We start from the raw sequence: 24,795 nt of genomic DNA, 5'->3' as shown, positions 1-24,795 counted from the left end.
GCGGTAGAGGAGCGTCGTGTAAGCCGACGAAGGTGAGTCGAGAGGCTTGCTGGAGGTATCACGAGTGCGAATGCTGACATGAGTAACGACAAGGGGAGTGAAAAACTCCCCCGCCGGAAGACCAAGGGTTTCTGTTCGACGCTAATCGGAGCAGAGTGAGTCGGCCCCTAAGGCGAGGCCGAAAGGCGTAGTCGATGGGAAACGGGTCAATATTCCCGTACCTCACATGGTTGCGATGGGGGGACGAAGAAGGCTAGGTGGGCCAGGCGTTGGTTGTCCTGGTGAAAGCCGGTAGGCTGGGATCTTTGGCAAATCCGGGATCCCCAGGCCGAGAGGCGAGACGAAGGCACTACGGTGCCGAAGTCATCGATGCCACGCTTCCAGGAAAAGCCTCTAAGCTTCAGATCATGTGGGACCGTACCCCAAACCGACACAGGTGGTCAGGTAGAGAATACCCAGGCGCTTGAGAGAACTCGGGTGAAGGAACTAGGCAAAATGGTGCCGTAACTTCGGGAGAAGGCACGCCGCGTTAGTGTGAAGGCCCTCGCGGCCGGAGCACGAGGCGGTCGAAGATACCAGGTGGCTGCAACTGTTTATTAAAAACACAGCACTCTGCAAACGCGCAAGCGGACGTATAGGGTGTGACGCCTGCCCGGTGCCGGAAGGTTAATTGATGGTGTTAGCGCAAGCGAAGCTCCTGATCGAAGCCCCGGTAAACGGCGGCCGTAACTATAACGGTCCTAAGGTAGCGAAATTCCTTGTCGGGTAAGTTCCGACCTGCACGAATGGCGTAATGATGGCCACGCTGTCTCCACCCGAGACTCAGTGAAATTGAAATCGCAGTGAAGATGCTGTGTACCCGCGGCTAGACGGAAAGACCCCGTGAACCTTTACTACAGCTTCACACTGGATGCTGATGTTGCTTGTGTAGGATAGCTGGGAGGCTTTGAAACCCGGACGCCAGTTCGGGTGGAGCCAACCTTGAAATACCAGCCTGGCATCATTGGCGTTCTAACTCAGGTCCGTGATCCGGATCGAGGACAGTGTGTGGTGGGTAGTTTGACTGGGGCGGTCTCCTCCTAAAGAGTAACGGAGGAGCACGAAGGTACCCTCAGCACGGTTGGAAATCGTGCAGTGAGTGCAAGAGCATAAGGGTGCTTGACTGCGAGACAGACACGTCGAGCAGGTACGAAAGTAGGTTCTAGTGATCCGGTGGTTCTGTATGGAAGGGCCATCGCTCAACGGATAAAAGGTACTCCGGGGATAACAGGCTGATACCGCCCAAGAGTTCACATCGACGGCGGTGTTTGGCACCTCGATGTCGGCTCATCACATCCTGGGGCTGAAGTCGGTCCCAAGGGTATGGCTGTTCGCCATTTAAAGTGGTACGCGAGCTGGGTTTAGAACGTCGTGAGACAGTTCGGTCCCTATCTGCCGTGGGCGTTGGACGTTTGAGAAGAGCTGCTCCTAGTACGAGAGGACCGGAGTGGACGCACCTCTGGTGTTCCGGTTGTCACGCCAGTGGCATTGCCGGGTAGCTATGTGCGGACAGGATAACCGCTGAAGGCATCTAAGCGGGAAGCCTCCTTCAAGATGAGACGTCCCCGAGGCCTCGAGCCTCCTGAAGGGCCCAGCGAGACCAGCTGGTTGATAGGCCGGGTGTGGAAGCGCTGCAAGGCGTTGAGCTAACCGGTACTAATGGCCCGTGAGGCTTGACCATATAACACCCAAGAGGTCTGTGATCGCAGACGATTGCGGATACGCCGAGACGATCGCGCCAGCATGATTCATACGTTTTTCGCCTGACGACCATAGCGAGCGGGAACCACCTGATCCCATGCCGAACTCAGTAGTGAAACCGCTCAGCGCCGATGGTAGTGTGGGGTCTCCCCATGCGAGAGTAGGTCATCGTCAGGCATTTATTCAGAAGCCCCGGCCATTGGTCGGGGCTTCGCCGTTTTGGGGGCTCCCATGGAGAGTAGCGGAGCGCCGCCCGGGTCGTCAGGCATCTATACCGAAAGCCCCGGATTCGAATGAATCCGGGGCTTTCCTCGTTCTGCGGCTGTGGCAGCCGGTGAGAAAGGTTGAACGATCACGATTACCAGGGCCTGCTCAGGGTCTATGCTGTGAGCCACTGCAGGTGTCGGGAGGCCTACCATGGCATGGCAACGCTGGTTAGTGCTGACGGTTGTGTTCGTGCTGATGCCCGGGGGCATGGGCCATGCGGCAGCGGACAAGCGTGTGCGGATCGCCACGCTCTTCGACTACCCTCCCTATGGCTTCTACAAGGAGGATAGGGCGCCTCGCTATGCTGAAGTGGTGGTGCCGCCCGGCTCCGATGCGGTCGGATTCCAGGGCTACAGCTGGGACATCCTGCGCGAGAGCTTCCATGCTCAAGGCTATACCATTGAACTGGTCGTCACCCACTGGGCCAGGGCAATGGCCAGCGTCAAGGAAGGTCGCGTGGACCTGCTGTATCCGACCGGCATGAACACGGAGCGACTGGCCTACTTCTCCTATTCCCGTTCGCCCATCAACGATGCAGCCTTCCGTGTCTACATCAACCCGGAGACGGAGATCGACTGGCAAGGCCTGTCGTCCCTGGATGGCATGACCATCGGCATGGTGCGCGGCTACAACTTTGGCGATGCCTGGGCCGTGCAGGAAGGGATCTCGAAGTATCCCCTGGACAGTATCGAACAGGGGTTCCGCATGCTGGAGCGGCAGCGCCTGGATGGTTTTGCGGGGTACGAAACGAACTGGGACTACGTGCTCAAGGAAATGGGCCTGCAGGATCGGTTCGAGAAGCTGCCGGAGTTCGGCTCCAGCAAGGAGTATGTGGTCGGCCTGCGGGACAACCCGACCACCGAGCAGCTATTGCGCGACTTCGATACTGGCTTCGACCTCATTCGGGAGTCGGGGGAGTATCGCCGGATTACCGAGCGTTGGCGATGAGACGGCGGTAGCCGGTCATGCCGACCGGCTGCCGTCCTGGCCTCAGCGGCAGAAAGTTTCCAGGGTCTCGATCAGGCTGTTCATCTCGTCCTCGGTGCCGATGGAGATACGCAGGAAGTCACGCAGGGCGTCGCTGCCGAAGTGGCGTACCAGAATGCCGCGCTCGCGCAGCCCGACAAACAGCTGGGCGGCGTCGAATTCGGAATGGCGCGCCAGGATGAAGTTGGTCTGCGATGGTAGTGCCTCGAAGCCGAGATCTGCCAGGCGCCGTCGCGTCCGCTCCCGGGTGGTGATCACCTTCTCGCGGCAAGCCTCGAAGTGCTCCCTGTCTTCCAGTGCGGCAATGCCGATGGCGCTGGCCAGGCTGTCGATGGGGTAGGAGTTGAAGGAGTCCTTGACGCGCTCGAGCCCCTCGATCAGCTCGGGTGAGCCCACCGCGTAGCCCAGGCGTATCCCAGCCAGGCTGCGTGATTTGGAGAAGGTGCCGGTGACCAGCAGGTTGGGGTAACGCGCGACCAGCGGCACGGCGCTCTCGCCGCCGAAATCCACATAGGCCTCGTCCACCAGCACCACCGACTCGGTGACGCGCTCGAGCAGCCCGGCAATGGCGTCGCGGCCATGGCCATGGCCGGTGGGGGCATTGGGATTGGCGAAGATCACGCCGCCGCAGTCGGGGCCGAAGGCCTCCAGGTCCACCTGCCACTGGTCGTCGAGGGCGTGGGTGCGGCGCTCGATGCCATACAGTCTGCAGTAGACGGGATAGAAGCTGTAGGTGATGTCGGGCATCGCCAACGGCCTTGCCTGACAGAAGAAGGCGTGGAAGGCCAGCGCGAGGACTTCATCGGAGCCATTGCCGACGAAGACTTCCTCCACCGTCACGCCGAGCTCTCGAGCAAGCGCCTGGCGCAGGGCTCGTGACTCGGGATCGGGGTAGAGCCGCAGATGGTCCGTGGGGAAGTCGCGCAGCACCGCCCCGACGCCGGGTGCCGGGGGGTAGGGATTCTCGTTGGTGTTCAGCTTGATCAGGCGTTCACGGGGCTGCTCGCCGGGTACATAGGGCGTCAGTTCGCGAACCACGGGGCTCCAGAACTTGCTCATGGTCACTCGCTCGGGTGGCTCGGGTTGGATGGACTCCAGTCATGGTGACGCGCGCAGCGTGACCGCGCAAGCCGCCGGCATGCTAGGCTGGTGCCCATTTTCGCGTATCCGAATCCACTGGATCCCAACATGACGGCCCAGATCCTCGCCACCCTGCTGCCGGTATTCCTGATCGCCGGCTGTGGGACCCTCTACGGTCGCTACCGCACCCCCGATATTCGCGGCATGAATACCCTCAACATGGAGCTGTTCGTGCCCATGCTGGTATTCGCGGTGCTCGCCGACGGGCAGGCACCGCTGGAGGAGTATGTCGGCCTGGCCCTGGCCGGGGCGGTGGTGGTGCTGGGGTCGGGGTTGCTGCTCTGGCCGCTGGTGAAATGGTTGCGTCTGGAGCCGAAGACCTTCCTGCCGCCGATGATGTTCAACAACTCGGGCAACATGGGGATCCCGCTGTTGCTGCTGGCCTTCGGCGAGGCGGCGCTACCGGCGGCGGTGGTGTTGTTCATCGTCGAGATGCTGCTGCACTTCTCGGTGGGGCTCTACATGCTCAGCCCGCAGACGCCGCTCTGGCGACTGCTGCGGATGCCCATCGTGCTGGCCAGCATCGCCGGCCTGGGCGTCAACCTGGCGGGTGTGCCGTTGCCGGGCTGGCTGCTGGAGGCGCTGCACATGCTGGGAGGGGTCTGCATTCCGCTGCTGCTCTTCGCCCTGGGGGTGAGGATGCTGGACATCGACTTCGGCGACTGGAAGACCGGGTTGCTCGGTGCCCTGCTCTGTCCGTTCTCCGGCCTGGTGCTGGCGGCGCCGCTGGTGTGGCTGCTCGGCCTCGATGGACTCCAGGCCGCGGCACTGTGGGTGTTTGCCGCACTACCGCCGGCGGTGCTCAACTATCTGGTGGCCGAGCAGTACCGTCAGGAGCCGCACAAGGTGGCTTCGCTCGTGCTGATCGGCAACCTGGGCAGCCTGGTGGTGATACCGGTGGTACTGGCCGTGGTGTTCGCCCACGTGCATTCCGGCGCGTCATGACCGGGGAACCCCCGGCGCGGGAGACTGTCCGCTGATGACGTGAGAGGTTATGCTGTCACTCAGGCTGCCGTGGCTAACGGCGTCATGCCCTTTGGTTAGGAGGACTAAAATGCAAATCAGGACCTTGCTGGCCGGCTCGGCCTTGCTCGCCCTGCTGGCCGGTTGTGCCGCCGGCCCGACCGACGATCGTGCTGCGGCACCCGAAATGGACGACACCGAGGTGGTCTACCAGGGCACCCTGCCGTGCCGTAACTGTGATGGGATCGATCTCGACGTGCGGCTGACCGGTGACGAGCAGTCGGCAGCGGAGGAGCGCACCTTCTCCCTCCAGGCCACCTACCGGGAGCACCCGCAGAATCCGCCGGACGAGAACTATGCCGGCAACTGGGAGGTACTCGGCGGCACTGCTGCGGATCCGGATGCCACCGTCTACGAACTGACGCCGGACGGCGAGGGCCAGATCTACTATTTCCTGCGTGTCGACGACCGGACGCTGGAGTTGATCGATCCCCAGCGCCGCCGCTTCCAGAACAACGAGATGCTGCAGTTGCAGCGTCAGTGATTGCCGGAGCAGCGATTCGGGAGGGCGGCCTGCGGGCCGCCCTCCTGCGTTAGAATGGACACGACACGCCAATAGAGAGCAGCGCATGGCCAAAGCGAAAAGCGCCTTCGTCTGCACCGAGTGCGGTGCCGAATACCGCAAGTGGCAGGGGCAGTGCAGCAGCTGCCAGGAATGGAACACCCTGAGCGAAGTGCGCCTGGCGGTGGCGCGGCCCGGCGCCGGCGTGGCCACCGGTGCCGGTCGTGGGGGCTATGCCGGCGGTCTGTCGCGCGAGGTGGTCGACCTGGCCAACGTCGATCTCGCCGAAGTCCCGCGGCTCTCCTCGACCTTCGAGGAGTTCGACCGGGTATTGGGGGGCGGCCTGGTACCGGGTTCGGCCGTGCTGCTGGGCGGCAACCCCGGGGCGGGCAAGTCGACCCTGCTGTTGCAGACCGCCTGCAAGCTGGCCCAGGGACGCCGTGTCCTCTACGTCACCGGCGAGGAGTCGCTCTCCCAGGTGGCGATGCGCGCCCACCGCCTGCAACTGCCCACCCGGGGGCTCAAGATGCTGGCCGAGACCAGTGTCGAGACGATTCTCGCCGTGGCCGAGCGCGAGCGCCCGGAGATACTGGTGATCGACTCCATCCAGACCATGCACCTGGAGGACATCTCGTCGGCGCCCGGTGGCGTGGCCCAGGTGCGTGAGTCCGCGGCGGCCATGACGCGCTTCGCCAAGCAGTCGAATACCGTACTGCTGCTGGTGGGCCACGTGACCAAGGATGGCACCCTGGCCGGCCCCAAGGTGCTCGAGCACATGATCGATGCCTCGCTGCTGCTCGAGGGCGGGGCCGACTCGCGATTCCGCACCCTTCGGGGCCAGAAGAACCGCTTCGGGGCGGTCAACGAGCTGGGGGTGTTCGCCATGCTCGAGCACGGCCTCAAGGAGGTGAAGAATCCCAGCGCCATCTTCCTGTCGCGGGGCGAGGAGCAAGCCTCCGGCAGCCTGGTGATGGTGGTCTGGGAGGGCACGCGACCGATCCTGGTGGAGGTACAGGCGTTACTCGACGACTCGGCGCTCGGCAATCCGCGCCGGGTCGCCGTGGGCCTGGACCAGAACCGCCTGGCGATGCTGCTGGCGGTGCTGCATCGCCACGGTGGCCTGTTCACCGGCGACCAGGACGTCTTTCTCAACGTGGTCGGTGGGGTCAAGGTGCTGGAGACCAGTGCCGACCTCGCGGTGCTGCTGGCGGTGGTCTCCAGCCTGCAGAATCGCCCCCTGGCTCGCGAGCTGGTGGTGTTCGGCGAGGTGGGGCTCTCCGGCGAGATCCGCCCGGTGCCCAGCGGACAGGAGCGCATCGTCGAGGCCGCCAAGCACGGCTTCAGGCGAGCCATCGTGCCGCGTGCCAATGCCCCCAGGCGTCCCCCCGAGGGCATGGAAGTGGTGGTGGTGGACAAGCTGGCCGATGCCCTGGAAGTGCTGTGAGACGAGCCCCGAAGGGCGCGCCCTCATGTTGTAGAATGCCGGTAACAATTGCCTAGGAGAACGAGATGAGCGCCATCCGCCTGACTCAGTACAGCCACGGGGCTGGCTGTGGCTGCAAGATCGCCCCCGACGTACTCGACGGCATCCTGGCCAAGGCCGGGCCGGGCGCCAGTCACTCGCGGCTGATCGTCGGCAACCAGGGGCGAGAGGATGCCGCCGTCTACGACCTGGGTGACGGGCGCGGCATGATCGCTACCACCGATTTCTTCATGCCCATCGTCGATGATCCCTTCGACTTCGGCCGCATCGCCGCCACCAATGCCATCAGCGACGTCTATGCCATGGGTGGCCAGCCGGTGCTGGCACTCGGCATCCTGGGCTGGCCGCTGGACAAGCTGGGGCCGGAGGTGGCCGGTGACGTAGTAGCCGGCGCCCAGGCGGTGTGCCGCGAGCTGGGGCTGGCACTGGCCGGCGGCCACTCCATCGATGCCCCGGAGCCGATCTTCGGCCTGGCGGTCAACGGCCTGGTGGATCTCGCCCACCTCAAGCTCAACAAGGGGGCTCAGGTGGGCGACCTGCTGTTCCTGACCAAGCCACTGGGCGTGGGCATGCTGACCACCGCCGAGAAGCAGGGCCTGCTCGATGTCGACCACCGGGGGCTGGCTCGCGAGACCATGCTCAAGTCCAACGCCATTGGCATGGAGCTGGCAACGGTCAAGGGCGTGAACGCCATGACCGATGTCACCGGCTTCGGCCTGGCGGGCCACCTGGCCGAAGTGTGCGCGGCCAGCGGCGTGGCCGCGCGGATCGACTTCCGTCGCCTGCCGCGCCTGGTCGAGGCCGAGGCCTATCGCCGCCAGGGGGCGGTGCCGGGGGGCACCCGGCGTAACCGGGAGGCGCTGGGCACGTCGCTGCCGGCCATGGACGAGGCGCACTGGCAGTGGCTCTGCGACCCCCAGACCTCGGGGGGACTGCTGCTGTCGGTGCATCCCTCCTGGGAGGATGACGTCGAGCGCATCGGCCGTGCCCACGGCATCGAGCTCGTGCCCTTCGGCGAGATCATCGCCGCCACGGGTGAGGCGCTGATCGAGGTGCGTGGATGAGCCTGCCGCTGGTCGAGCCGGACCTCGCGCTACTGCGGGAAGGGCGCATGCTGATCGACGTGCGTGCCCCGGTCGAGTTCGCCCAGGGGGCACTGCCCGGCGCCGTCAACCTGCCGCTGATGGACGACGAGGAGCGTCACCTGGTCGGCATCGCCTACAAGCAGCACGGTCAGCAGGCCGCCATCGACCTCGGCGAGCGGCTGGTTCGCAACGGGATCAAGGCGGCCAGGGTCGCCGCCTGGCGCCGCCTGCTCGAGTCCCACCCCGACGCCATCATCTACTGCTTTCGCGGCGGGTTGCGCTCGCAGGTCGCCCAACAATGGCTGATGGATGCCGGCCTCGAGCGCCCGCGCATCCGCGGGGGCTGGAAGGCGATGCGCCAGGCGCTCTGCGCGCGGATCGATGCCGCCGCCGAGCAGCCGCTGCTGGTGGTGGGCGGGCTGACCGGCTGCGCCAAGACGGCGCTGATCCGCGCGCTCGGCAATGGGCTCGACCTTGAGGGGTGTGCCCGCCATAAGGGCTCCGCCTTCGGGCGGCACCCGTTGCCGGCGCCCTCCCAGATCGACTTCGAGCACGCCATGGGGCTACGCCTGCTGGATCTGCCGGGGCCGCTGGTCGTCGAGGACGAGTCCCGTCACATCGGGGCCGCCAACATTCCACTGACTTTCTGGCGGGCCATGGAGTCCGCCCCACGGCTGCGGGTGGAGATGCCCCTGGACTGGCGACTCGTGCAGATCCACAAGGACTACATCGACGATTTGTGGGAGGTGCATCGCCAGCAGTTCGGCGAGTGGCTGGGCTGGGCGTTGATGCGCAAGCAGCTCGCCGGCTCCCTGGCGCGGCTCAGGAAACGCCTGGGCAGTGCTCGGCTGGCCAGGCTGCAGCGGTTGCAGGCGCTCGCCTTCCGCGAGCACGAGCGCGGCAACCGCCAGGCCCACGAGGCGTGGCTGGCCCCGCTGCTCACCGAATACTACGACCCCATGTACCGCCACCAGTTGGAGAAGCATCCCGAGCAGCGCTTCCTCCACGTGGGGGACTGGGAGAGTTGCCTCGAGGCGGCCAGGGCCTGGGCAGTCGAGGCCAAGCAGCCGGCCTGAGGCCGCCTCAGGCCGGGACGCTGCGCAGCCATTGGCTGAGGACGCGATCGAGCAGCGGGGCGAGCAGGTCGAACCGCTTCGGCTCGTCGAGCATGGCCTCGCGCGGCTGGGTATGGGGGCTGGTGTCGCAGCCAGCGGGTGGGGCCTGGTGGTCGAGCAGCGCGGTCACGCTATCCGGGGTCGCCTCCAGGTGGCAGAGCAGGCCGACCACCCGGCCGGCATCCCAGGCGAACCCCTGCACCGGGCTCGCCGCACTGCCGCCCAGGGGCTGGCTGTCGTCGGGTAGCCCGAAGACATCGCGGTGCCACATGAAGGCGTCGAACTGCTCCGGCAGGTCGAAGGGGCTGTCGGGAGCCAAATCGACCCGATGCCAGCCGGTCTCGGCGAAGGTGCCCGCCGCGACCACGGCACCCAACGCCGAGGCGATCAGCTTCGCGCCCAGGCCGATGCCCAGCAGCGGCTTGCTGCCGTCGAGGGCCTGCTCGACCAGCTTGCGCTCTCGCCGGAGCCAGGGGTGTTCGGCATCGTCGCCGCTGCCCATGGGCCCGTCGAGCACGACCAGGGCGTCGCAGTCGGCCAGCCGGGGCGGCAGCTCCCCCGCATCGAGGTGGAAGATCGTATAGCTGTGTCCCATGCTGGTCAGCCAGTCGGCCAGCCGGGCCGGACCATGGTGGGGACTGTGCTGAAGCAGGTGAAGGTGCATGGAAGCCTCGCCATCGATGGGTGGACGCAGTGGAGCGAAAGGGTACATGAAGCGGGAGCTGGAGGAACAGATCTACACCATCGTGGCGGCGATCCCTCCGGGGCGGGTGACCACCTATGGAGGCATCGCCGCGATGACCGACGGGGCCACTCCGCGCATGGTGGGGGCGGCGCTGCGGCGCTTGCCGGATGGACACGGGTTGCCCTGGCATCGGGTGATCAGTGCCTCCCGCCGGCTCGCCGATCATGGCGGTGCGCGGACCCAGCGCGACCTGCTGATCGCCGAGGGCGTGGCCTTCGATGTGCGCGGCCGGGTCGACGCCGAGCGGCTCTGGCCCTGAGGCCGAGCGCTGCCATCCAGACATGAGACAACCGATCAGCGAGGAGACTCCATGAGCCAGGCTTCCGGCGGCTTCCACCAGCGGTTGCAGCGACTCGAGCCGCGACGGCAGCAGGCCTTCATGGCGGTGCTGTGCGAGCGGCTGCTGCCCAATTACGTTCTCTATGCCCAGACGAGCGGGTACGGTGACCCGCATGGGTGGCGGGTGATCCTCGACCTGGTCTGGGAGCGGCTGGTGGTGCATGACGCGAAGATCGACTTCGAGCGCCAGGCCGAGAAGCTGGCCGAGCTCGAGCCACCGGCGGACGATGACAGCTTCGGCGCCCGGCGGGCCCTGGAGGCGGTGGTGGCGCTCTCGGCGCTGCTCGACACCCTGCGTGGCGAGGCTCCCGAGGCGGTGCTCGAGGTCAGTCGCACCTCGAAGGGCGGCGTGCGCGCCTTTATCGAGCTCACCGAGGGCGAGGAGGATGCCGGGCGGCTGGCCGCGCTGGTGCGCGATCATCCGCTGATGGCCGACGAGAACGACTTCCAGGATGCGGTACTCGAGGCGGTCGAAGGCTCGCTCGATCGCGACGCGGTCAAGCTGCTGCGCCGCCTGGGGCGCAACGGTGGCGTCAGCAATCTGGGCCTGTCGATGGACTAGGCCCTAGAAGCGTACGCCGGCGGTCACCAACAGGCCGGCGGTGCCGAACAGGATCAGGTCGGACTCGACGCGTCCCCACTGCACGCCGACGCTGGGCAGTGCCGCCGGGGCGATCTCGTAGCGATTGAAGGGGATCTTGTCGCGGTACTCGCCGCGGTAGCCGTGGAGGGCACCGGCGGTGAGCTTGGCGCGAAAGGTGACCGACTCGGCGGGCTTCCAGAAGGGAAACTCCCGGCCCACATAGAGATAGAGGGAGTCCTGGTCGAAGGAGTTCTTGAACCACGCCGCCCCGGTCAGCCAGCGCTGCGGATTGTGCAGCTCGACGCTGACCAGGTCCTGCTGGTTGGTATGCTCCGGGTCGGGGCTGTGGTGGTGTGTGTAGAGGCTGGTCTGCACCAGCACATGGCTCAGCTCCGGCTTGGGGGGCCAGCTCGACCCTTCTTCGGCAGCGACCGGCCCCGCCGCCGCCAGCGCCAGGGCCATGACGCCGCCTGTCGCCGCCTTCCATGGTGATTGCATCGTATCCAATTCTCCCGGATGCTCGTCAGAGGCGCATCTCGATACCGCGTTCGGCCATGTAGCGCTTGGCCTCGGGGATGGTGTATTCGCCGAAGTGGAAGATGCTGGCGGCGAGCACCGCATCGGCACCGCCCTCGAGCACGCCCTCGACCAGGTGGTCGAGGTTGCCGACGCCGCCGGAGGCGATCACCGGTACGGTCACCGCCTCCGAGATGGCACGGGTCACGCCCAGGTCGAAGCCGACCTTGGTGCCGTCCCGGTCCATGCTGGTGAGCAGCAGCTCCCCGGCGCCGTATTCGACCATCTTTTTCGCCCATTCGACCGCGTCCAAGCCGGTGGGGCGACGCCCGCCGTGGGTGAAGATCTCCCAGCGCAGGGGTTCGCCTTCCCCGGATACCCGCTTGGCGTCGATGGCCACCACGATGCACTGGCTGCCGAAGCGTTCGGCGGCCTCGCGCACGAAGTCGGGGTTGTTCACCGCCGCGGTGTTGATCGACACCTTGTCCGCCCCCGCATTGAGCATGGTGCGGATGTCGTCGCAGGTACGAATGCCGCCGCCCACGGTCAGCGGGATGAACACCTCGCCGGCGATGCGCTCGACCATTTCCACGGTGGTGTCGCGGTCCTCGTGGCTCGCCGTGATGTCGAGGAAGGTGATCTCGTCGGCCCCCTGCTGGTTGTAGCGCTGGGCGATCTCCACGGGATCACCGGCGTCGCGGATGCCGATGAAGTTGACGCCCTTGACCACGCGGCCGGCGTCCACGTCCAGGCAGGGAATGATGCGCTTGGCCAGTCCCATGATTCAGCTCCCGGCTCGCTTGAGCCCTGCAGTGAGTTCGTCGCACAGTCGCTGGCCCTCGGCCACGTCCAGCGAGCCCTCGTAGATGGCACGGCCGGTGATGGCACCGAGAATGCCGGGCTCACCGGCGGCGATCAGGGCGCGCAGGTCGTCGAGGTCGGTCACCCCGCCCGAGGCGATCACCGGCAGGCCGCCCTCGCGGGCGAGCTGGGCGGTGGCCTCGACGTTGACGCCGGACATCATGCCGTCGCGGGCGATGTCGGTGTAGACGATGCTGGAGACGCCATCGTCGGCGAAGCGCTTGGCCAGGTCGGTGGCCTTCACCGACGAGACCTCGGCCCAGCCGTCGGTGGCCACATAGCCGTCACGGGCGTCGAGGCCGACGATCACGTGGCCGGGGAAGGCGCGGCACATCTCGCCGACGAAGTCGGGCTCCTTCACCGCCTTGGTGCCGATGATCACGTAAGAGACGCCGGCGGCGAGGTAGTGCTCGATGGTCTGGGCGCTGCGGATGCCGCCGCCGATCTGGATCGGCAGTTCCGGCCAGGCCCGGGCGATGGCGGTGACGGCCTCGCCGTTGACCGGGGCGCCCTCGAAGGCGCCGTTGAGGTCGACCAGGTGCAGCCGGCGTGCGCCGGCCTCGACCCAGCGGGCGGCCATGGCCACGGGGTCGTCGCCGTAGGTGGTGGCGTCGTCCATCCGGCCCTGCCTGAGGCGGACGCACTTGCCGTCCTTGAGGTCGATGGCGGGAATTACCAGCATGTCAGTGTCCTCGGTTGGCCCAGCCGCGGGCGCCTGCAGGAAGAGGGGCGCAGCCGCGGGCGCCTGTAGGGTGTGGCGCCGTTCAGGGCGTCCATTGTACGAAGTTTTCCAGCAGCTTGAGGCCGGCGCGTGAGCTCTTCTCGGGGTGGAACTGCACGGCGAAGGTGGCATCGCGGCCGATGGCCACATGGGCGCTTATCCGGCCGTAGTCGGTGGTGCCGAACACCGTGGCGTCTTCCGCCGCCTCGACATAGTAGCTGTGCACGAAGTAGAAGTGCTCGTCCTGGTCGATCCCGGACCACAGCGGATGATCGTGGTGCTGGTGCACCAGGTTCCAGCCCATGTGGGGGACCTTGAGCCGCTGCCCGCGGTCGTCTCGCATGTCGACAGGAAAACGTTTCACCTCGCCGGGCAGGAACCCCAGGCAGTTGATGCCGTGATTCTCCTCGCTGTGATCGAGCAGCATCTGCTGACCCACGCAGATACCCAGCAGCGGCTTGGCTTGCCGGGCGAGCAGCTCTTCCACCAGTCCGCGCAGCTCGGTGCGCTCGAGCTCGCCCATGCAGTCGCGAATGGCCCCCTGGCCCGGCAGCACCAGTCGGGTGGCACCGCGGATGCAGCGCGCGTCGCGGGTCACGATCACGTGCTCATGGGTGACGTGCTCCAGTGCCTTGGCAACGGAATGCAGGTTGCCCATTCCGTAGTCGATGACGGCAATGGTCATGGGGCGCTCCTCGTGTGATCGCCGGCCGGGTTCAGAGGCAGCCCTTGGTGGAGGGCATCTGACCGGCCATGCGCGGGTCCGGCTCGACGGCCATGCGCAGCGCGCGGCCGAAGGCCTTGAAGATGGTTTCCGCCTGGTGGTGGGCATTGAAGCCCTTGAGGTTGTCGATGTGCAGGGTGACCCGGGCATGGTTGACGAAGCCCTGGAAGAACTCCCAGAACAGCTGGGTATCGAGGCGGCCGATGGCGGCGCGGGTGAACTCCACATCCATGAACAGGCCCGGGCGGCCGGAGAAGTCTACCACGACCCGCGACAGGGCCTCGTCCAGGGGCACATAGGCATGACCATAGCGACGGATGCCGAGCTTGTCGCCGATCGCCTGATCGAAGGCCTGGCCCAGGGTGATGCCGAGGTCCTCGACGGTGTGATGGTCATCGATATGCAGGTCGCCGACCGCCTCGATCTCCAGGTCGATCAGGCCGTGGCGTGCCACCTGGTCGAGCATGTGGTCGAGAAAGGGCACGCCGGTCTCGCAGGTCAGGCGACCCTCGCCGTCGAGGTTGACGGTGACGGTGATCTGGGTCTCCCGGGTGTCGCGGGTGACCGTGGCGATACGCTCGGACATGTAGGGTCTCCAGCGCCGGGGCGCATATCGGATTGGGCCGGTGCCAGGCACCGGGCCGAGAAGCGAATGGGCGAAGGGACTGCTGTGCCTGTCGCCGCGAGCCTGCCATTATAGAGAATCGCCCACCCCATCCGCTACAATGCGCCCAATTCAGCGGTGGCGAGTCTCGCCACCCCGGCTCAGGGAGATCCAAGCATGCCGGTGACACTCCACCCCGTCGACCGGGCCACCTGGGAAGCGGATGCCCAGGCGCGATCCGACCTCGCCCGCATCTATGCCGATGCCCCCGCCGAGCGTCTGCCGCTGCCCGTGGCCGATTTCATTCGCGAGCACCTGGCGGCCAGCCACTTCTTCTTCTGCGCGCGCTTCAACGATCGCCTGATCGGCGCCGTGGCGGTGGAGGACGACGGCGAGGCCTGGTGGCTGTCGCACTGCTGCGTGCGCAAGACCACCCGCCGGCGCGGCGTGGGGTCGCGGCTGCTGGCGCTGGTCGGTGAGTCGGCGCTGGTCGAGGGGCGCAAGCTGCGCGCCCCCTCGTCACAGCTGCCGGTGGCCGACCAGATGCTGCTCGCCCGGCTCGGCTATCGGCTGACCCGGGCCGGGGACTACTTCGAACTGAACCTTACGGGACGGGGAGACCAGCAATGAAACGGCTGTTGCGCACCTTGCTGGCGGCCATCGGCATCCTCGCCCTGGTGGTGGTCGGGGCGGTGGTCTACGTCACCACCTTCTTCGACCCCGACGACCTCAAGCCCCGCCTGATCGAGGTGGTACGCGAGCAGAGCGGCCTCGAGCTGTCGCTGGAAGGACCGCTGACCTGGTCCTTCTACCCGCGGCTCGGGGTGAGCGTCGAGAAGGCCGAGGCCTGGCTGCCCGATCAGGAGACCGCGGAGGAGGACTCCTTCGCCGCCTTCCGTCGTGCCGAGGTGAGCCTCTCCTTCGCCCCCCTGCTGCGCGGCGAGATCGCCATCGATGGCCTGATGCTCGACGGCCTACGGCTCAACCTGGAGCGCGACGAGGCGGGACGCGGCAACTGGGAGGTGCTGCTCGAGCGCCTCGCCGAGCGTCGCGAAGCCGCCGAAGGAGCACTGGCGCCGGCCAGCGCCGGTCCCGCCCCCGACAGCACCGATGGCGGTAGCAACCTGGACGTGGCCCTGAACATTGCCAGCGTGCAGCTACGCGAGGGTGAGGTCCGCTTCCGCGATCTCCAGGCCGGCCAGGAGGTGCTGTTCGAGGGGCTCAACGTCACCGGCAGCAACGTCAACCCCAACCGGCCCTTCTCTCTCAGGACGACCTTCCGACTCGCCGCTCACGACGCCCTGAACTGGCGGGAGAGGGAGCGCCCGGCTCGATTGGCCAGCGACGTCTCCCTCGAGAGCAGGATCAGCCTGGGTCTGGCCGACGGGCGCTATGTGCTGGAGGACCTGACCCTCAACACCACCAGCCGACTGGCCGGTATCGAGGGGGAGCAGCAGGCCAACCTGCAGAGTCGTGAGCTGGTGGCCGACGTGGAGGGCCGGCGGCTGCGCCTGGACGAGGGCCGGCTCGATGCCAGCCTGCTGCATCCGAGCCTCGGCGAGAAGCGCCTGCCGCTGTCGCTGGACTTCAAGCTGGAGGCCGACCTGGCCGAGCAGACCGCCCAACTGCGAGAGCTGGAGCTGACCGGTGAGGACGGCCTGCGACTCAGCGGCAGCCTGAACCTGAGCCAGCTGCTCGATGCCCCCTCCTATAGCGGCCAGCTGAGCCTGGCACCGCTGTCGTTGCGTCCCTGGCTCGCCCGGCTGGACATGATGCCGACGATGGCCAGCGACTCGGCGCTCTCCGACGTGGGCCTGACCAGTCCCCTGCAGGGTGACCTGGAGCGACTCGAGCTGACCGGGCTGACCCTGGTGCTGGACGACAGCACCTTGACCGGGCATTTGGCGGCCGGGTTCGATGGTCGTCTGCTCGATTTCGACCTGCAGGGCGACAGCCTGGATCTGGACGCCTACCTGCCGCCGGCGGAGCCGGCGGCCGAGAGTGCTTCGCTGCGAGGCGTGCCGGGCATCCAACGGGCCCATGCCGACGAGCCCGGCACCCTGGTGCCGGCCGAGTGGCTGGCGGCGCTCGACCTCGATGGCAAGCTCAGTCTCGGGGAGCTGCGCCTGATGGGGCTCGACTTCAGTGACGTGAACCTCGCGCTCACCGGCAGCGACGGTCGAGTGCGTCTGGTCTCGTTCGACTCGGCCTTCTACGACGGCAACCTGGCGGCCAGCGGCGAGCTCGGGGTTCGTGACGAACCGCTGAGCTGGGCACTGGCGCCACGATTCTCCCGGGTGCGCATCGACTCCCTGCTCGAGGCGCTCGGCGAGGAGCCGGCACCGCTGCGCGGGCGGTTCAGTGGTGAAGGGGAGCTGACCTCCCGCGGCAATACCTGGCCGGAACTGCAGCGCCGCCTCAACGGCCCCCTCGCCGCGCGTATCGAGGAGGGCGCGATCCTCGAGGTCAACGTCTCCCGCGAGCTGTGCATGGCGGTAGCCACCCTGGAAGGCGAGGAGAGCACTCGCGACTGGCATCCGGATACCCGCTTCGACCGTGCCGAGGCCACCTTCGAACTCCGCGACGGTACCCTCCACAGCGATGACCTGCGGGTCACCATCCCCGGCATCGAGCTGGGTGGCGAGGGCCAGCTCGATCTGGTCAACGAGCGCTTCGACCTGCGGGCCGCGGCACGTTTCGTCGACACCGCCGATGCGGCGTGCAACGTCAATCCGCGACTGGAGCGAGTGCCCTTCCCGGTGCGCTGCGAGGGCAGCCTGGGCGAGGACAGCAGCGACTGGTGCCGCTTCGACCGCGAGGCCTTCCAGGGCGCGGTGGCCGAGCTGCTGCGCGACGAGGCCACCCGCCGTGCCGGCGAGGAGGTCGAGCGGCGACTCGAGGGCGCCATCGAACGCCTCGATGAGCGCCTCGGCGAGGGCTCGGGCGAGGAACTTCGTGACGCGCTGCGTGGTCTGCTCAATTGAGCATCAAGCAAGCCAGTCCCTGCGCCGACCCCGAGTCGGCGCTTTTTTTCGCCTGCCGTTTCTTTTCCTGCAAGGAATCGCCATGAAGGAGATGCCGACGCCCGTGCTGCCGGCTGACGTCTTCCAGCAGCGCCTGCTGACCTGGTTCGACGACCACGGCCGCCATGACCTGCCCTGGCAGCAGCAGCGGACGCCCTACCGGGTCTGGGTCTCGGAGATCATGCTGCAGCAGACCCAGGTCACCACGGTGATCCCCTATTTCGAACGCTTCATGGCGCGCTTCCCCGACATCGCCTCGCTGGCCGCGGCCGAGCAGGACGAGGTGCTGCACCTGTGGACGGGGCTCGGCTACTATGCCCGCGGCCGCAACCTGCACAAGGCCGCCCGGCTAGTGATGGAGGCGCATGGTGGCGAGCTGCCGCTGGAGCTCGAGGCGCTGGCCGCCCTGCCCGGCATCGGCCACTCCACGGCCGGTGCCATCATCAGCCAGAGCAGTGGCCGGCGGGCGGTGATCCTCGATGGCAACGTCAAGCGCAGCCTGACCCGGCTGCATGCGGTGGCGGGCTGGCCGGGCCGCCCGGCGGTGGAGCGCCGCCTCTGGGCCCTGGCCGAGTACTACACCCCGCACGCGCGGCTCGCCGACTATACCCAGGCGATGATGGACCTGGGGGCGACCCTCTGTCGCCGTGGTCGTCCCGACTGCGAGCGCTGCCCCTTCGATGATGTCTGCGTGGCCCGCGCCCGGGGCGAGGAGCGGCGCTTCCCCGAGTCGAAACCGAAGAGGGCGCTGCCCACACGGACCACCCTCATGCTGCTGCTGCGCGATGAACGGGACCGGGTACTGCTCGAGCAGCGCCCCTCCAGCGGCCTGTGGGGCGGGCTCTGGAGCCTGCCCCAGTTCGACGATGACGCCTCCCTGCGGGCCTGGCTCGATGCCCATGCCCCCGCTGCCGAACTCGAGCCCGGCTGGACGCCCTTTACCCATGTCTTCAGCCACTTTCGCCTGGAGATCACCCCGCAGCCGGCGCGGATCGGCGTCCTCGATTCGGTGGGTGAGGCCCGTCGCTGGTACGATCCCCGGGAGCCGGACAGCATCGGACTGGCGGCCCCGGTGAAGTCGCTGCTGACGTCGCTTGCGCCCTTTGCGCTTACGCCGCTCACCGGCCCCTGACCACCCCCCTGTCTTACGCCCCCACCCCGAGGAGAACGCCCGATGAGCCAGACCGTGTTCTGTCGCAAGTACCAGCAGGAGCTCGAGGCCCTGCCGTTTCCCCCCCTGCCCGGCAAGAAGGGCCAGGAGATCCAGGCCAGCGTGTCGAAGCAGGCCTGGGAGGAGTGGCAGGCATTGCAGACCCGACTGATCAACGAGAAGCACCTCAACATGCTCGATCCGGCCTCCCGGGAGTATCTGATGGAGCAGATGGAACGCTTCCTCGACAACCGCGAGACCGACCAGGCGGAGGGCTATGTGCCCCGCGGGGAGTGACCCAATGGCCGAGTCCTGTACGCCATCTTTTTGAAACGGAAGGGGTTGACGAAAACGGCCCCTTGGGGTTTAATACGCCCCGTTGGCAGCGGCCAGATAGCTCAGTCGGTAGAGCAGGGGATTGAAAATCCCCGTGTCGGCGGTTCGATTCCGTCTCTGGCCACCACACTGCTGGGGTATCGCCAAGTGGTAAGGCACCGGTTTTTGGTATCGGCATTCCCAGGTTCGAATCCTGGTACCCCAGCCACGCCAACCCTTTTCCGATCCTGCATTCGTGCGCGTCGGTCCCGAGCCGGCATAGCTCAGTTGGTAGAGCAACTGACTTGTAATCAGTAGGTCCCGGGTTCGACTCCTGGTGCCGGCACCATCAAGACGTCGGGACAAGCAACGAGTTGCAGTATATGAAAACCGCCCATCGAGGCGGTTTTTGCGTCTTTGTCCCCCGGCTCTCCACCGGGAGTCGTCGCCGGCCTTGAAACCCCTGCCGGGTACCACCACCTCACTTCACGCAGACCCCTGTCGGGGTCGCCACGGCGGTTACGCCGTCACAACGAGTTCGAACTGAGACTGATCACGGATTCACAGGAGGTGATTCAGATGTCAGTGCAGACATCGTCCAACCAGACCCTCTTCCATACCATCGGCGACGCTCCCGAGCCCATCAGCCGGGTGAAGGGCGCACCACGCCATGGCCAGGATCCCTATCCCACCCGGCTCGCCGAGCCACTGGACATGCCCTGGCTCAGCCGCCGCGAGCCGGTGGTCAAGGGGCGTGCCGAGGACGGTCCCCTGAGCCAGGCGCAGCTCGACGCGTTCGAGCGCCAGGGCTTCCTGTTCGAGCCCGGCTTCATCAGCGGCGACGAGCTCTCCGAGCTGCGTCGGGAGCTGAAGGCGCTGCTGGCCCGCGAGGACTTTCGTGGCCGCGACTTCAGCATTACCGAGCCCCAGGGCAAGGAGATCCGTTCGCTGTTCGCGGTGCACATCCTCTCCCGGCTGTTCTCGCGCCTGGCCCACGACGAGCGACTGATGGGGCGCGCCCGCCAGATCCTCGGCGGCGACGCCTATGTGCACCAGTCGCGGATCAACTACAAGCCCGGCTTCGAGGGCAAGGGCTTCAACTGGCACTCGGACTTCGAGACCTGGCACGCCGAGGACGGCATGCCGGCCATGCATGCGGTGAGCGCCTCCATCGTGCTCACCGACAACCACCACTTCAACGGGCCGCTGATGCTGATCCCGGGCTCGCACCGGGTCTTCGTGCCCTGCCTCGGCGCGACGCCGGACGACCACCACAAGCAGTCGCTGAAGACCCAGGAGATCGGCGTGCCGAGCCGCGAGGTGCTGACCCGGCTGATCGAGCGCCACGGCATCGAGGCGCCCACCGGGGCCGGCGGCGGGCTGCTGCTGTTCGACTGCAACACCCTGCACGGCTCCAACGCCAACATGTCGCCGGATCCGCGCAGCAACGTCTTCTTCGTCTACAATCGTCGCGATAATCGGTGTGTGGAGCCCTTTGCGGCACGCCGGCGGCGGCCGGGCTTCCTGGCCCACGCACCGGACGAGGAGTGGTCGCCACGGGCCTGAGGCGACCCGCCCGGCTCCGGAGTGTGGACCCGCGCCGCAGGTGGGGTAGACTGTGATGCCTGTCGTCGAGAAGCGGCACGCATCATGAGAAGGAGAAGACCCGCCATGCGCTTTGTTCCACGTTTCACCGATGGCCAGGAGTTTCCCCATGCGCTCGGCAAGATCGTCTGTGTTGGCCGCAACTATGCCGATCACGCCAGGGAGCTGGACAACCCGGTGCCCAGCGAGCCCCTGCTGTTCATCAAGCCGGCAACCAGCGCCGTGGCCCTCGAGGAGCCGTTGGATGCGCCCTTCTCTCGGGGCGAAGTGCACTACGAGACGGAGTTGGCGCTGCTGATCGGCGAGGAGCTGTCCCACGCCACCGCTGACGAGGCCGAACGGGCAGTGGTCGGCATCGGGCTGGCGCTGGACCTGACGCTGCGTGATATCCAGACCCGCCTCAAGGAGAAGGGCCATCCCTGGGAAATCGCCAAGGCCTTCGACGGCGCCTGCCCGCTATCGGCCTTCCTGCCGCTCACCCAGGTGCCCAACTGGAGCGCCCTGACGTTCACCCTGGAGATCGACGGGGAACAGCGGCAGCACGGTGAGGGCTCCGACATGCTGTTCCCGGTGGCGACCCTGGTGGCGGAGATGAGCCGCCATTTCACCCTGCAGCCGGGCGACGTGGTGCTGACCGGCACCCCGGCCGGCGTGGGGCCGCTGCCCCGGGGCGTCGAGCTTCGCTTCACGCTCACCGGCGGGCTGGAGGTGGCCACGCGCGTCATCGATTGAGTGGGCTGAACCCCGACACGACGATGCCCCCGCAGCCACGCCGCGGGGGCATCGTCGCGTTCGGGCCGGGCGCGCCCTGACTACTCCAGGTAGGTGTAGCCCTCGAGTCCGGCGGAGAGGTCGTCGAGGAAATGCTGCTGCTCGGTCTCGCTGAGGCCGCTGGCCGCGAGCTGCTCGGCCAGGCGGTCACGCAGGATGCCGGCATCGAAGTTCACGTAGCCGAGCACATCGGCGACCCGATCCCCTTGCTGGATCTGACTGATCGACCAGCCGCCCTGCTCGTCCAGGGCGGCGTCCGCGGAGTCGGTGTCACCGAACAGGTTGTGCAGGTCGCCGAGGATCTCCTGGTAGGCACCGACCATGAAGAAGCCCAGCAGCTTCTCCTCGCCCTCCTGCCACTCCGGCAGCGGCAGGGTGGTCTCGACCCCCTGGCCGTCGACATAGCCGTCGATACGGCCGTCGCTGTCGCAGGTGATGTCCTGGATCACCCCGCGGCGCTCGGGTTCCCGGTCGAGGCCGGTCAACGGCAGTACCGGGAAGATCTGCTGGATGCCCCACACATCGGGGACCGACTGGAACAGCGAGAAGTTGACGAACAGCTTGTCGGCGAGTTTCTCGGCCAGCTCGTCCGCGATCTCGCGATGGACGCGGTTGCGGGTGTCGAGCCGCTCGCGCAGCAGGGCGCAGGCGGCGAAGTAGGCGCCTTCTCCCTCGGCGCGGGCCTCGATGTCGGCCATGCCGATGACGAAGCGTTCATGCAGCTCACCCATGGCGTGCACCAGGTCGTGCCAGGCCTCCACCAGTCCCCGGGGCTCGGGGGAGGTGCTCAGCAGGTCGTGGACCCGCCACAGCTCGTCGACCTGGGGGTCGCCCTCGACGCGGCGCTCGGGGGCCCGCTCACTCACCCGCTCCTCGCCGATCACGTTGGTGATCAGTACCGCGTGGTGGGCGGTCAGCGCGCGGCCCGATTCGCTGATCAGGTGCGGCGGGGGCAGGTCCTGCTCCTGGCAGGCCTGGTTGAAGGCATAGACCACGTTGCGGGCGTACTCCAGCATCGAGTAGTTGGCCGAGCAGAAGCTGCGTGAGCGGGTGCCCTCGTAGTCGACGCCCAGGCCGCCGCCCACGTCCACGGTATCCACCGGGGCGCCCAGCGCCACCAGGCTCTGATAGAAGCGAGCACACTCGCGCAGGCCGCGCTGGATGTCACGGATGTTGGCGATCTGCGAGCCCAGGTGGAAGTGGACCAGTTGCAGGCTGGCCAGGGCATCGGCCTCGCGCAGCCGCTCCACGACCTCGAGGATCTGGCTGGCGGTGAGTCCGAACTTGGACTTCTCGCCGCCGGTGTTCTGCCAGCGGCCACGTCCCACCGAGGCCAGGCGCGCGCGCACCCCGATGCGCGGCTTGACGCCGATGCGTTCGGCTTCCTCGAGGATCAGCGGCAGCTCCGAGAGCTTCTCCACGACCAGATAGACCCGATGGCCGAGTTTCTCGCCCATCAGCGCCAGGCGTACGTACTCGCGGTCCTTGTAACCGTTGCAGACGATCAGCGAGGAGCCGTCGCCGGAGAGCGCCAGCACGGCGAGCAGCTCCGGCTTGCTGCCGGCCTCGAGCCCCACCCGGCCATGGCCGCGCTCCTGGGTGGCGAGGATCTCCTCCACCACCCGTCGCTGCTGGTTGACCTTGATCGGGTAGACGGCGGTGTAGCCCCCCTCGAAGGCCTCCTCCGCCATGGCCGCGTCGAAGGCGGCACAGAGCTGCTCGACCCGGTCGTGGAGGATGTCGGTGAAGCGCACCAGCACCGGCAGGCGCAGGCCGGCGCGCTTCAGCTCGGCGACCAGGTCGTCCAGCGGCAGGGCCGGGCCCTCGGCCTCGCTGCCCAGGGGGCGCACCAGGGCGTGGCCACTGTCGTCGACATCGAAATAGCCACTGCCCCACTGGTCGATGTTCCAGGTACGCCGGGCGCGCTGCGCCGGGCCGCTGGTGCTGCCGATGGGCAGGCTCATGCATTCACCTCTGGAAGTGGCAGGGCGCCAAGCTCGAGGCGCGCCAGCAGGATGGCTCGAAACTGTTCCGGATCGTGGGGCGTGAGGTCATGGGCCGGGGGATCGACATAGACCACCAGCAGCCGCGACAGCCAGTAGCGCAGGGCGGTCATGCGCAGCATCATCGGCCAGGCATCGCGCTCCACGCAGGTGAGCGGGCGGCGTGCCTGGTAGGCGCGAAGGATGGCGTCGTGGCGCTCGACATTCAGCCGGCCGTCCGCCTCGGTGGCCCAGTCGTTGATGACGATGGCCAGGTCGAACAGCAGGTCGCCGGTGCAGCCGTTGTAGAAGTCGATGATGCCCCCCAGGCGATCGCCCTCGAAGAGGGTATTGTCGCGGAACAGGTCGCCGTGCAGGGCCCCCTGGGGCAGTTCCGGAGCGTTGCCGAAGAAGCCCTGGTAGATCTCGACCTCGTCCTTCATCAGGGTCTGGTCTTCCGGCGACAGGTAGACCAGCACGCGGTGATGCATCGGCAGCAGCCAGTGCAGGTCGCGCGGATTGGGACGGTGGCCGGGGAAGCGCTGCGACACCAGGTGCATGCGGCCCAGGGCGTCACCGAGCGCCCGGCACTGCGCCAGGTTGGGGGCCTTGGGGTGTTTGCCGGGCAGGCGAGGAAACAGCAGCGCCGGCTTGCCGGCCAGGCTGTGCAGGGCGATGCCGTCACGATCGTGCAGCGGGCCGGGGACCGGCAGGCGGTGCTCGTCCAGGTAGTCGAGCAGCTCGACGAAGAACGGCAGTTCCTCGTGCTCGCCCTGTTCGAACAGGGTCAGGACCAGCTCGCGGCGGTCGGTGGTGACGAAGAAGGTGGTGTTCTCGGTGCCGGCGGGTACGCCTTCCAGGGAGACCAGCGACCCGGCATCGAAGCGGTTCAGGAATTCCGCGACCTGTGCGTCGCCAAGTGGTGTGAATACGGCCATGTGTCTCTCACCCGGATTGCCAAGCCGCCTATTGTAGCGACTTGGCAGTGCGATGCACGCACCCGAGAGTAGCAGATCGTGGTCGTCGGTGTCGGCATCCGCCGGGAGCCCCGCCCCCGGCGGGGAGTGGTCAGAAGGTGTGCAGTATCCATTGCGGGACGGCGATCCGGTCGCCCTCCTGGCGCTCGAAGTTGCCGTCGCCGTCGTGGTCCACCAGGTAGTAGGAGGGGCCACGGGCGGGGCGGATCTCGATGGCGTAGAGCTCGCCGTTGACCCGGTATTCGCGGATGGTGCGATCCTCCTCCTGACGGATGGTGATATCCGGCTCCACATCGGCGGCGGACTGGGCCAGCGCCGGGCCCGCGAGGGCGAGCGAGAGGCCCAGCGCCAGCAGCAGGGTAAGGGGGGGGCGTTGCAGTCGTTTCATGATGACCTCCGGGGCCGCCTGCGGCAGGGAGTGACGATACCCCCAGTGTAAGACGTTGCCGCCCGCCGGCCTATGGTTCGCGGCAAAAGGGGCGCGCAATGCGTATCATGGTGGCTCAGGATCACGCTTTCCCTGCCCAGACTAATGGA

At 67.0% G+C, this 24,795-nt stretch carries 24 protein-coding genes, 3 tRNA genes and 2 rRNA genes; 19 read left to right on the top strand and 10 right to left on the bottom strand.

The genetic code is table 11. The annotated features are described in order from the left end of the window. The 3 genes from C1H66_RS20230 to C1H66_RS20220 form a co-directional block, all read left to right on the top strand. Positions 1 to 1,720: ribosomal RNA gene (locus C1H66_RS20230) — 23S ribosomal RNA — on the top strand; the annotation flags it as partial. An 81-nt stretch (positions 1,721 to 1,801) separates the two neighbouring features. After that, positions 1,802 to 1,917, top strand: a 5S ribosomal RNA gene (gene rrf, locus C1H66_RS20225). Positions 1,918 to 2,157: 240 nt separating this feature from the next. Further along, positions 2,158 to 2,955, top strand: a complete 798-nt coding sequence (locus C1H66_RS20220; protein ID WP_102629679.1) for a substrate-binding periplasmic protein — start codon at positions 2,158 to 2,160, stop codon at positions 2,953 to 2,955. Between the two features lie 42 nt (positions 2,956 to 2,997). Here the strand turns inward: C1H66_RS20220 and hisC are convergent, their stop codons facing one another. Further along, on the bottom strand, positions 2,998 to 4,053 hold the full coding sequence (gene hisC, locus C1H66_RS20215) for a histidinol-phosphate transaminase (protein WP_102629678.1): 1,056 nt from the start codon (positions 4,051 to 4,053) through the stop codon (positions 2,998 to 3,000). A 129-nt stretch (positions 4,054 to 4,182) separates the two neighbouring features. Between hisC and C1H66_RS20210 the strand changes: the two genes are divergently transcribed. The 5 genes from C1H66_RS20210 (at position 4,183) to mnmH (ending at position 9,303) form a co-directional block, all read left to right on the top strand. Continuing rightward, entirely contained in the window at positions 4,183 to 5,079 is an 897-nt protein-coding gene (locus tag C1H66_RS20210) for an AEC family transporter (RefSeq protein WP_102629677.1), read from the top strand. 109 nt (positions 5,080 to 5,188) lie between these two features. Then, the gene (locus tag C1H66_RS20205) at positions 5,189 to 5,641 is read left to right on the top strand and encodes a copper resistance protein NlpE N-terminal domain-containing protein (RefSeq protein ID WP_102629676.1); all 453 of its coding nucleotides are present in this window, start codon (positions 5,189 to 5,191) and stop codon (positions 5,639 to 5,641) included. 85 nt (positions 5,642 to 5,726) lie between these two features. After that, the gene (radA, locus tag C1H66_RS20200; RefSeq protein WP_102629675.1) at positions 5,727 to 7,103 is read left to right on the top strand and encodes a DNA repair protein RadA; all 1,377 of its coding nucleotides are present in this window, start codon (positions 5,727 to 5,729) and stop codon (positions 7,101 to 7,103) included. Between the two features lie 65 nt (positions 7,104 to 7,168). Continuing rightward, a complete protein-coding gene (gene selD / locus C1H66_RS20195; protein ID WP_102629674.1) occupies positions 7,169 to 8,206 on the top strand; it encodes a selenide, water dikinase SelD in 1,038 nt (345 codons plus the stop codon). Continuing rightward, entirely contained in the window at positions 8,203 to 9,303 is a 1,101-nt protein-coding gene (gene mnmH / locus C1H66_RS20190; RefSeq protein ID WP_102629673.1) for a tRNA 2-selenouridine(34) synthase MnmH, read from the top strand. Before selD ends, mnmH begins: the two co-directional genes overlap by 4 nt. A 7-nt stretch (positions 9,304 to 9,310) precedes the next feature. Here the strand turns inward: mnmH and C1H66_RS20185 are convergent, their stop codons facing one another. Next, positions 9,311 to 10,006 carry a type 1 glutamine amidotransferase gene (locus C1H66_RS20185; protein ID WP_102629672.1) on the bottom strand — a complete coding sequence of 232 codons (696 nt, stop codon included), beginning with the start codon at positions 10,004 to 10,006 and terminating at the stop codon, positions 9,311 to 9,313. 46 nt (positions 10,007 to 10,052) lie between these two features. On the opposite strand from C1H66_RS20185, the gene C1H66_RS20180 reads away from it, so the two are divergent. Continuing rightward, positions 10,053 to 10,346, top strand: coding sequence for an MGMT family protein (locus C1H66_RS20180; protein ID WP_102629671.1), 294 nt, complete (start codon positions 10,053 to 10,055; stop codon positions 10,344 to 10,346). 51 nt (positions 10,347 to 10,397) lie between these two features. Further along, entirely contained in the window at positions 10,398 to 10,988 is a 591-nt protein-coding gene (locus tag C1H66_RS20175; protein WP_102629670.1) for a YjaG family protein, read from the top strand. A 3-nt stretch (positions 10,989 to 10,991) separates the two neighbouring features. On the opposite strand, the gene C1H66_RS20170 is transcribed toward C1H66_RS20175, so the two are convergent. From C1H66_RS20170 to hisB, 5 genes are all read right to left on the bottom strand, one after another. Further along, a complete protein-coding gene (locus C1H66_RS20170) occupies positions 10,992 to 11,507 on the bottom strand; it encodes a hypothetical protein (protein ID WP_102629669.1) in 516 nt (171 codons plus the stop codon). A gap of 25 nt (positions 11,508 to 11,532) precedes the next feature. Further along, the gene (gene hisF, locus C1H66_RS20165; RefSeq protein WP_102629668.1) at positions 11,533 to 12,306 is read right to left on the bottom strand and encodes an imidazole glycerol phosphate synthase subunit HisF; all 774 of its coding nucleotides are present in this window, start codon (positions 12,304 to 12,306) and stop codon (positions 11,533 to 11,535) included. Between the two features lie 3 nt (positions 12,307 to 12,309). Beyond that, positions 12,310 to 13,068 (bottom strand): 1-(5-phosphoribosyl)-5-[(5-phosphoribosylamino)methylideneamino]imidazole-4-carboxamide isomerase, encoded by a 759-nt coding sequence (gene hisA, locus C1H66_RS20160; RefSeq protein WP_102629667.1) that lies wholly within the window; start codon positions 13,066 to 13,068, stop codon positions 12,310 to 12,312. 82 nt (positions 13,069 to 13,150) lie between these two features. Then, the gene (gene hisH / locus C1H66_RS20155; protein WP_102629666.1) at positions 13,151 to 13,792 is read right to left on the bottom strand and encodes an imidazole glycerol phosphate synthase subunit HisH; all 642 of its coding nucleotides are present in this window, start codon (positions 13,790 to 13,792) and stop codon (positions 13,151 to 13,153) included. Between the two features lie 31 nt (positions 13,793 to 13,823). Next, positions 13,824 to 14,417, bottom strand: coding sequence for an imidazoleglycerol-phosphate dehydratase HisB (hisB, locus tag C1H66_RS20150; protein ID WP_102629665.1), 594 nt, complete (start codon positions 14,415 to 14,417; stop codon positions 13,824 to 13,826). 195 nt (positions 14,418 to 14,612) lie between these two features. Here hisB and C1H66_RS20145 point away from each other — a divergent pair, with 195 nt between their 5' ends. The 9 genes from C1H66_RS20145 (at position 14,613) to C1H66_RS20105 (ending at position 21,260) form a co-directional block, all read left to right on the top strand. After that, positions 14,613 to 15,065 carry an acetyl-CoA sensor PanZ family protein gene (locus C1H66_RS20145; protein ID WP_102629664.1) on the top strand — a complete coding sequence of 151 codons (453 nt, stop codon included), beginning with the start codon at positions 14,613 to 14,615 and terminating at the stop codon, positions 15,063 to 15,065. Then, a complete protein-coding gene (locus C1H66_RS20140) occupies positions 15,062 to 17,419 on the top strand; it encodes an AsmA family protein (RefSeq protein ID WP_102629663.1) in 2,358 nt (785 codons plus the stop codon). Before C1H66_RS20145 ends, C1H66_RS20140 begins: the two co-directional genes overlap by 4 nt. Before the next feature lie 82 nt (positions 17,420 to 17,501). Further along, a complete protein-coding gene (gene mutY / locus C1H66_RS20135) occupies positions 17,502 to 18,590 on the top strand; it encodes an A/G-specific adenine glycosylase (protein WP_102629662.1) in 1,089 nt (362 codons plus the stop codon). Between the two features lie 42 nt (positions 18,591 to 18,632). Beyond that, positions 18,633 to 18,905: an oxidative damage protection protein gene (locus C1H66_RS20130; protein WP_102629661.1), complete on the top strand. Its 273-nt coding sequence runs from the start codon at positions 18,633 to 18,635 to the stop codon at positions 18,903 to 18,905. Between the two features lie 90 nt (positions 18,906 to 18,995). Next, positions 18,996 to 19,071, top strand: a tRNA-Phe gene (locus C1H66_RS20125). A gap of 6 nt (positions 19,072 to 19,077) precedes the next feature. Beyond that, positions 19,078 to 19,152 (top strand) — tRNA-Gln (locus C1H66_RS20120). 44 nt (positions 19,153 to 19,196) lie between these two features. Further along, positions 19,197 to 19,272, top strand: a tRNA-Thr gene (locus C1H66_RS20115). A 230-nt stretch (positions 19,273 to 19,502) separates the two neighbouring features. Continuing rightward, on the top strand, positions 19,503 to 20,489 hold the full coding sequence (gene thpD, locus C1H66_RS20110) for an ectoine hydroxylase (RefSeq protein WP_102629660.1): 987 nt from the start codon (positions 19,503 to 19,505) through the stop codon (positions 20,487 to 20,489). A 105-nt stretch (positions 20,490 to 20,594) separates the two neighbouring features. Beyond that, positions 20,595 to 21,260 carry a fumarylacetoacetate hydrolase family protein gene (locus tag C1H66_RS20105; RefSeq protein WP_102629659.1) on the top strand — a complete coding sequence of 222 codons (666 nt, stop codon included), beginning with the start codon at positions 20,595 to 20,597 and terminating at the stop codon, positions 21,258 to 21,260. Positions 21,261 to 21,340: 80 nt separating this feature from the next. Here C1H66_RS20105 and speA read toward each other — a convergent pair whose 3' ends face one another. From speA to C1H66_RS20090, 3 genes are all read right to left on the bottom strand, one after another. Then, positions 21,341 to 23,263, bottom strand: a complete 1,923-nt coding sequence (gene speA, locus C1H66_RS20100; protein WP_102629658.1) for a biosynthetic arginine decarboxylase — start codon at positions 23,261 to 23,263, stop codon at positions 21,341 to 21,343. Beyond that, complete coding sequence (locus C1H66_RS20095; RefSeq protein WP_102629657.1) at positions 23,260 to 24,219, bottom strand: homoserine kinase; 960 nt, start codon at positions 24,217 to 24,219, stop codon at positions 23,260 to 23,262. The genes speA and C1H66_RS20095 overlap by 4 nt, the downstream gene beginning before the upstream one ends. A gap of 130 nt (positions 24,220 to 24,349) precedes the next feature. Next, positions 24,350 to 24,646, bottom strand: a complete 297-nt coding sequence (locus tag C1H66_RS20090; RefSeq protein ID WP_102629656.1) for a DUF2782 domain-containing protein — start codon at positions 24,644 to 24,646, stop codon at positions 24,350 to 24,352. Positions 24,647 to 24,795: the final 149 nt, after the last annotated feature.

It is taken from the genome of Halomonas heilongjiangensis, assembly GCF_002879645.1.
Classification (GTDB): domain Bacteria; phylum Pseudomonadota; class Gammaproteobacteria; order Pseudomonadales; family Halomonadaceae; genus Halomonas; species Halomonas heilongjiangensis.
The sequence above is the reverse complement of the archived record's forward strand: the minus strand, read 5'-3'. Positions and strand labels throughout refer to the sequence as shown.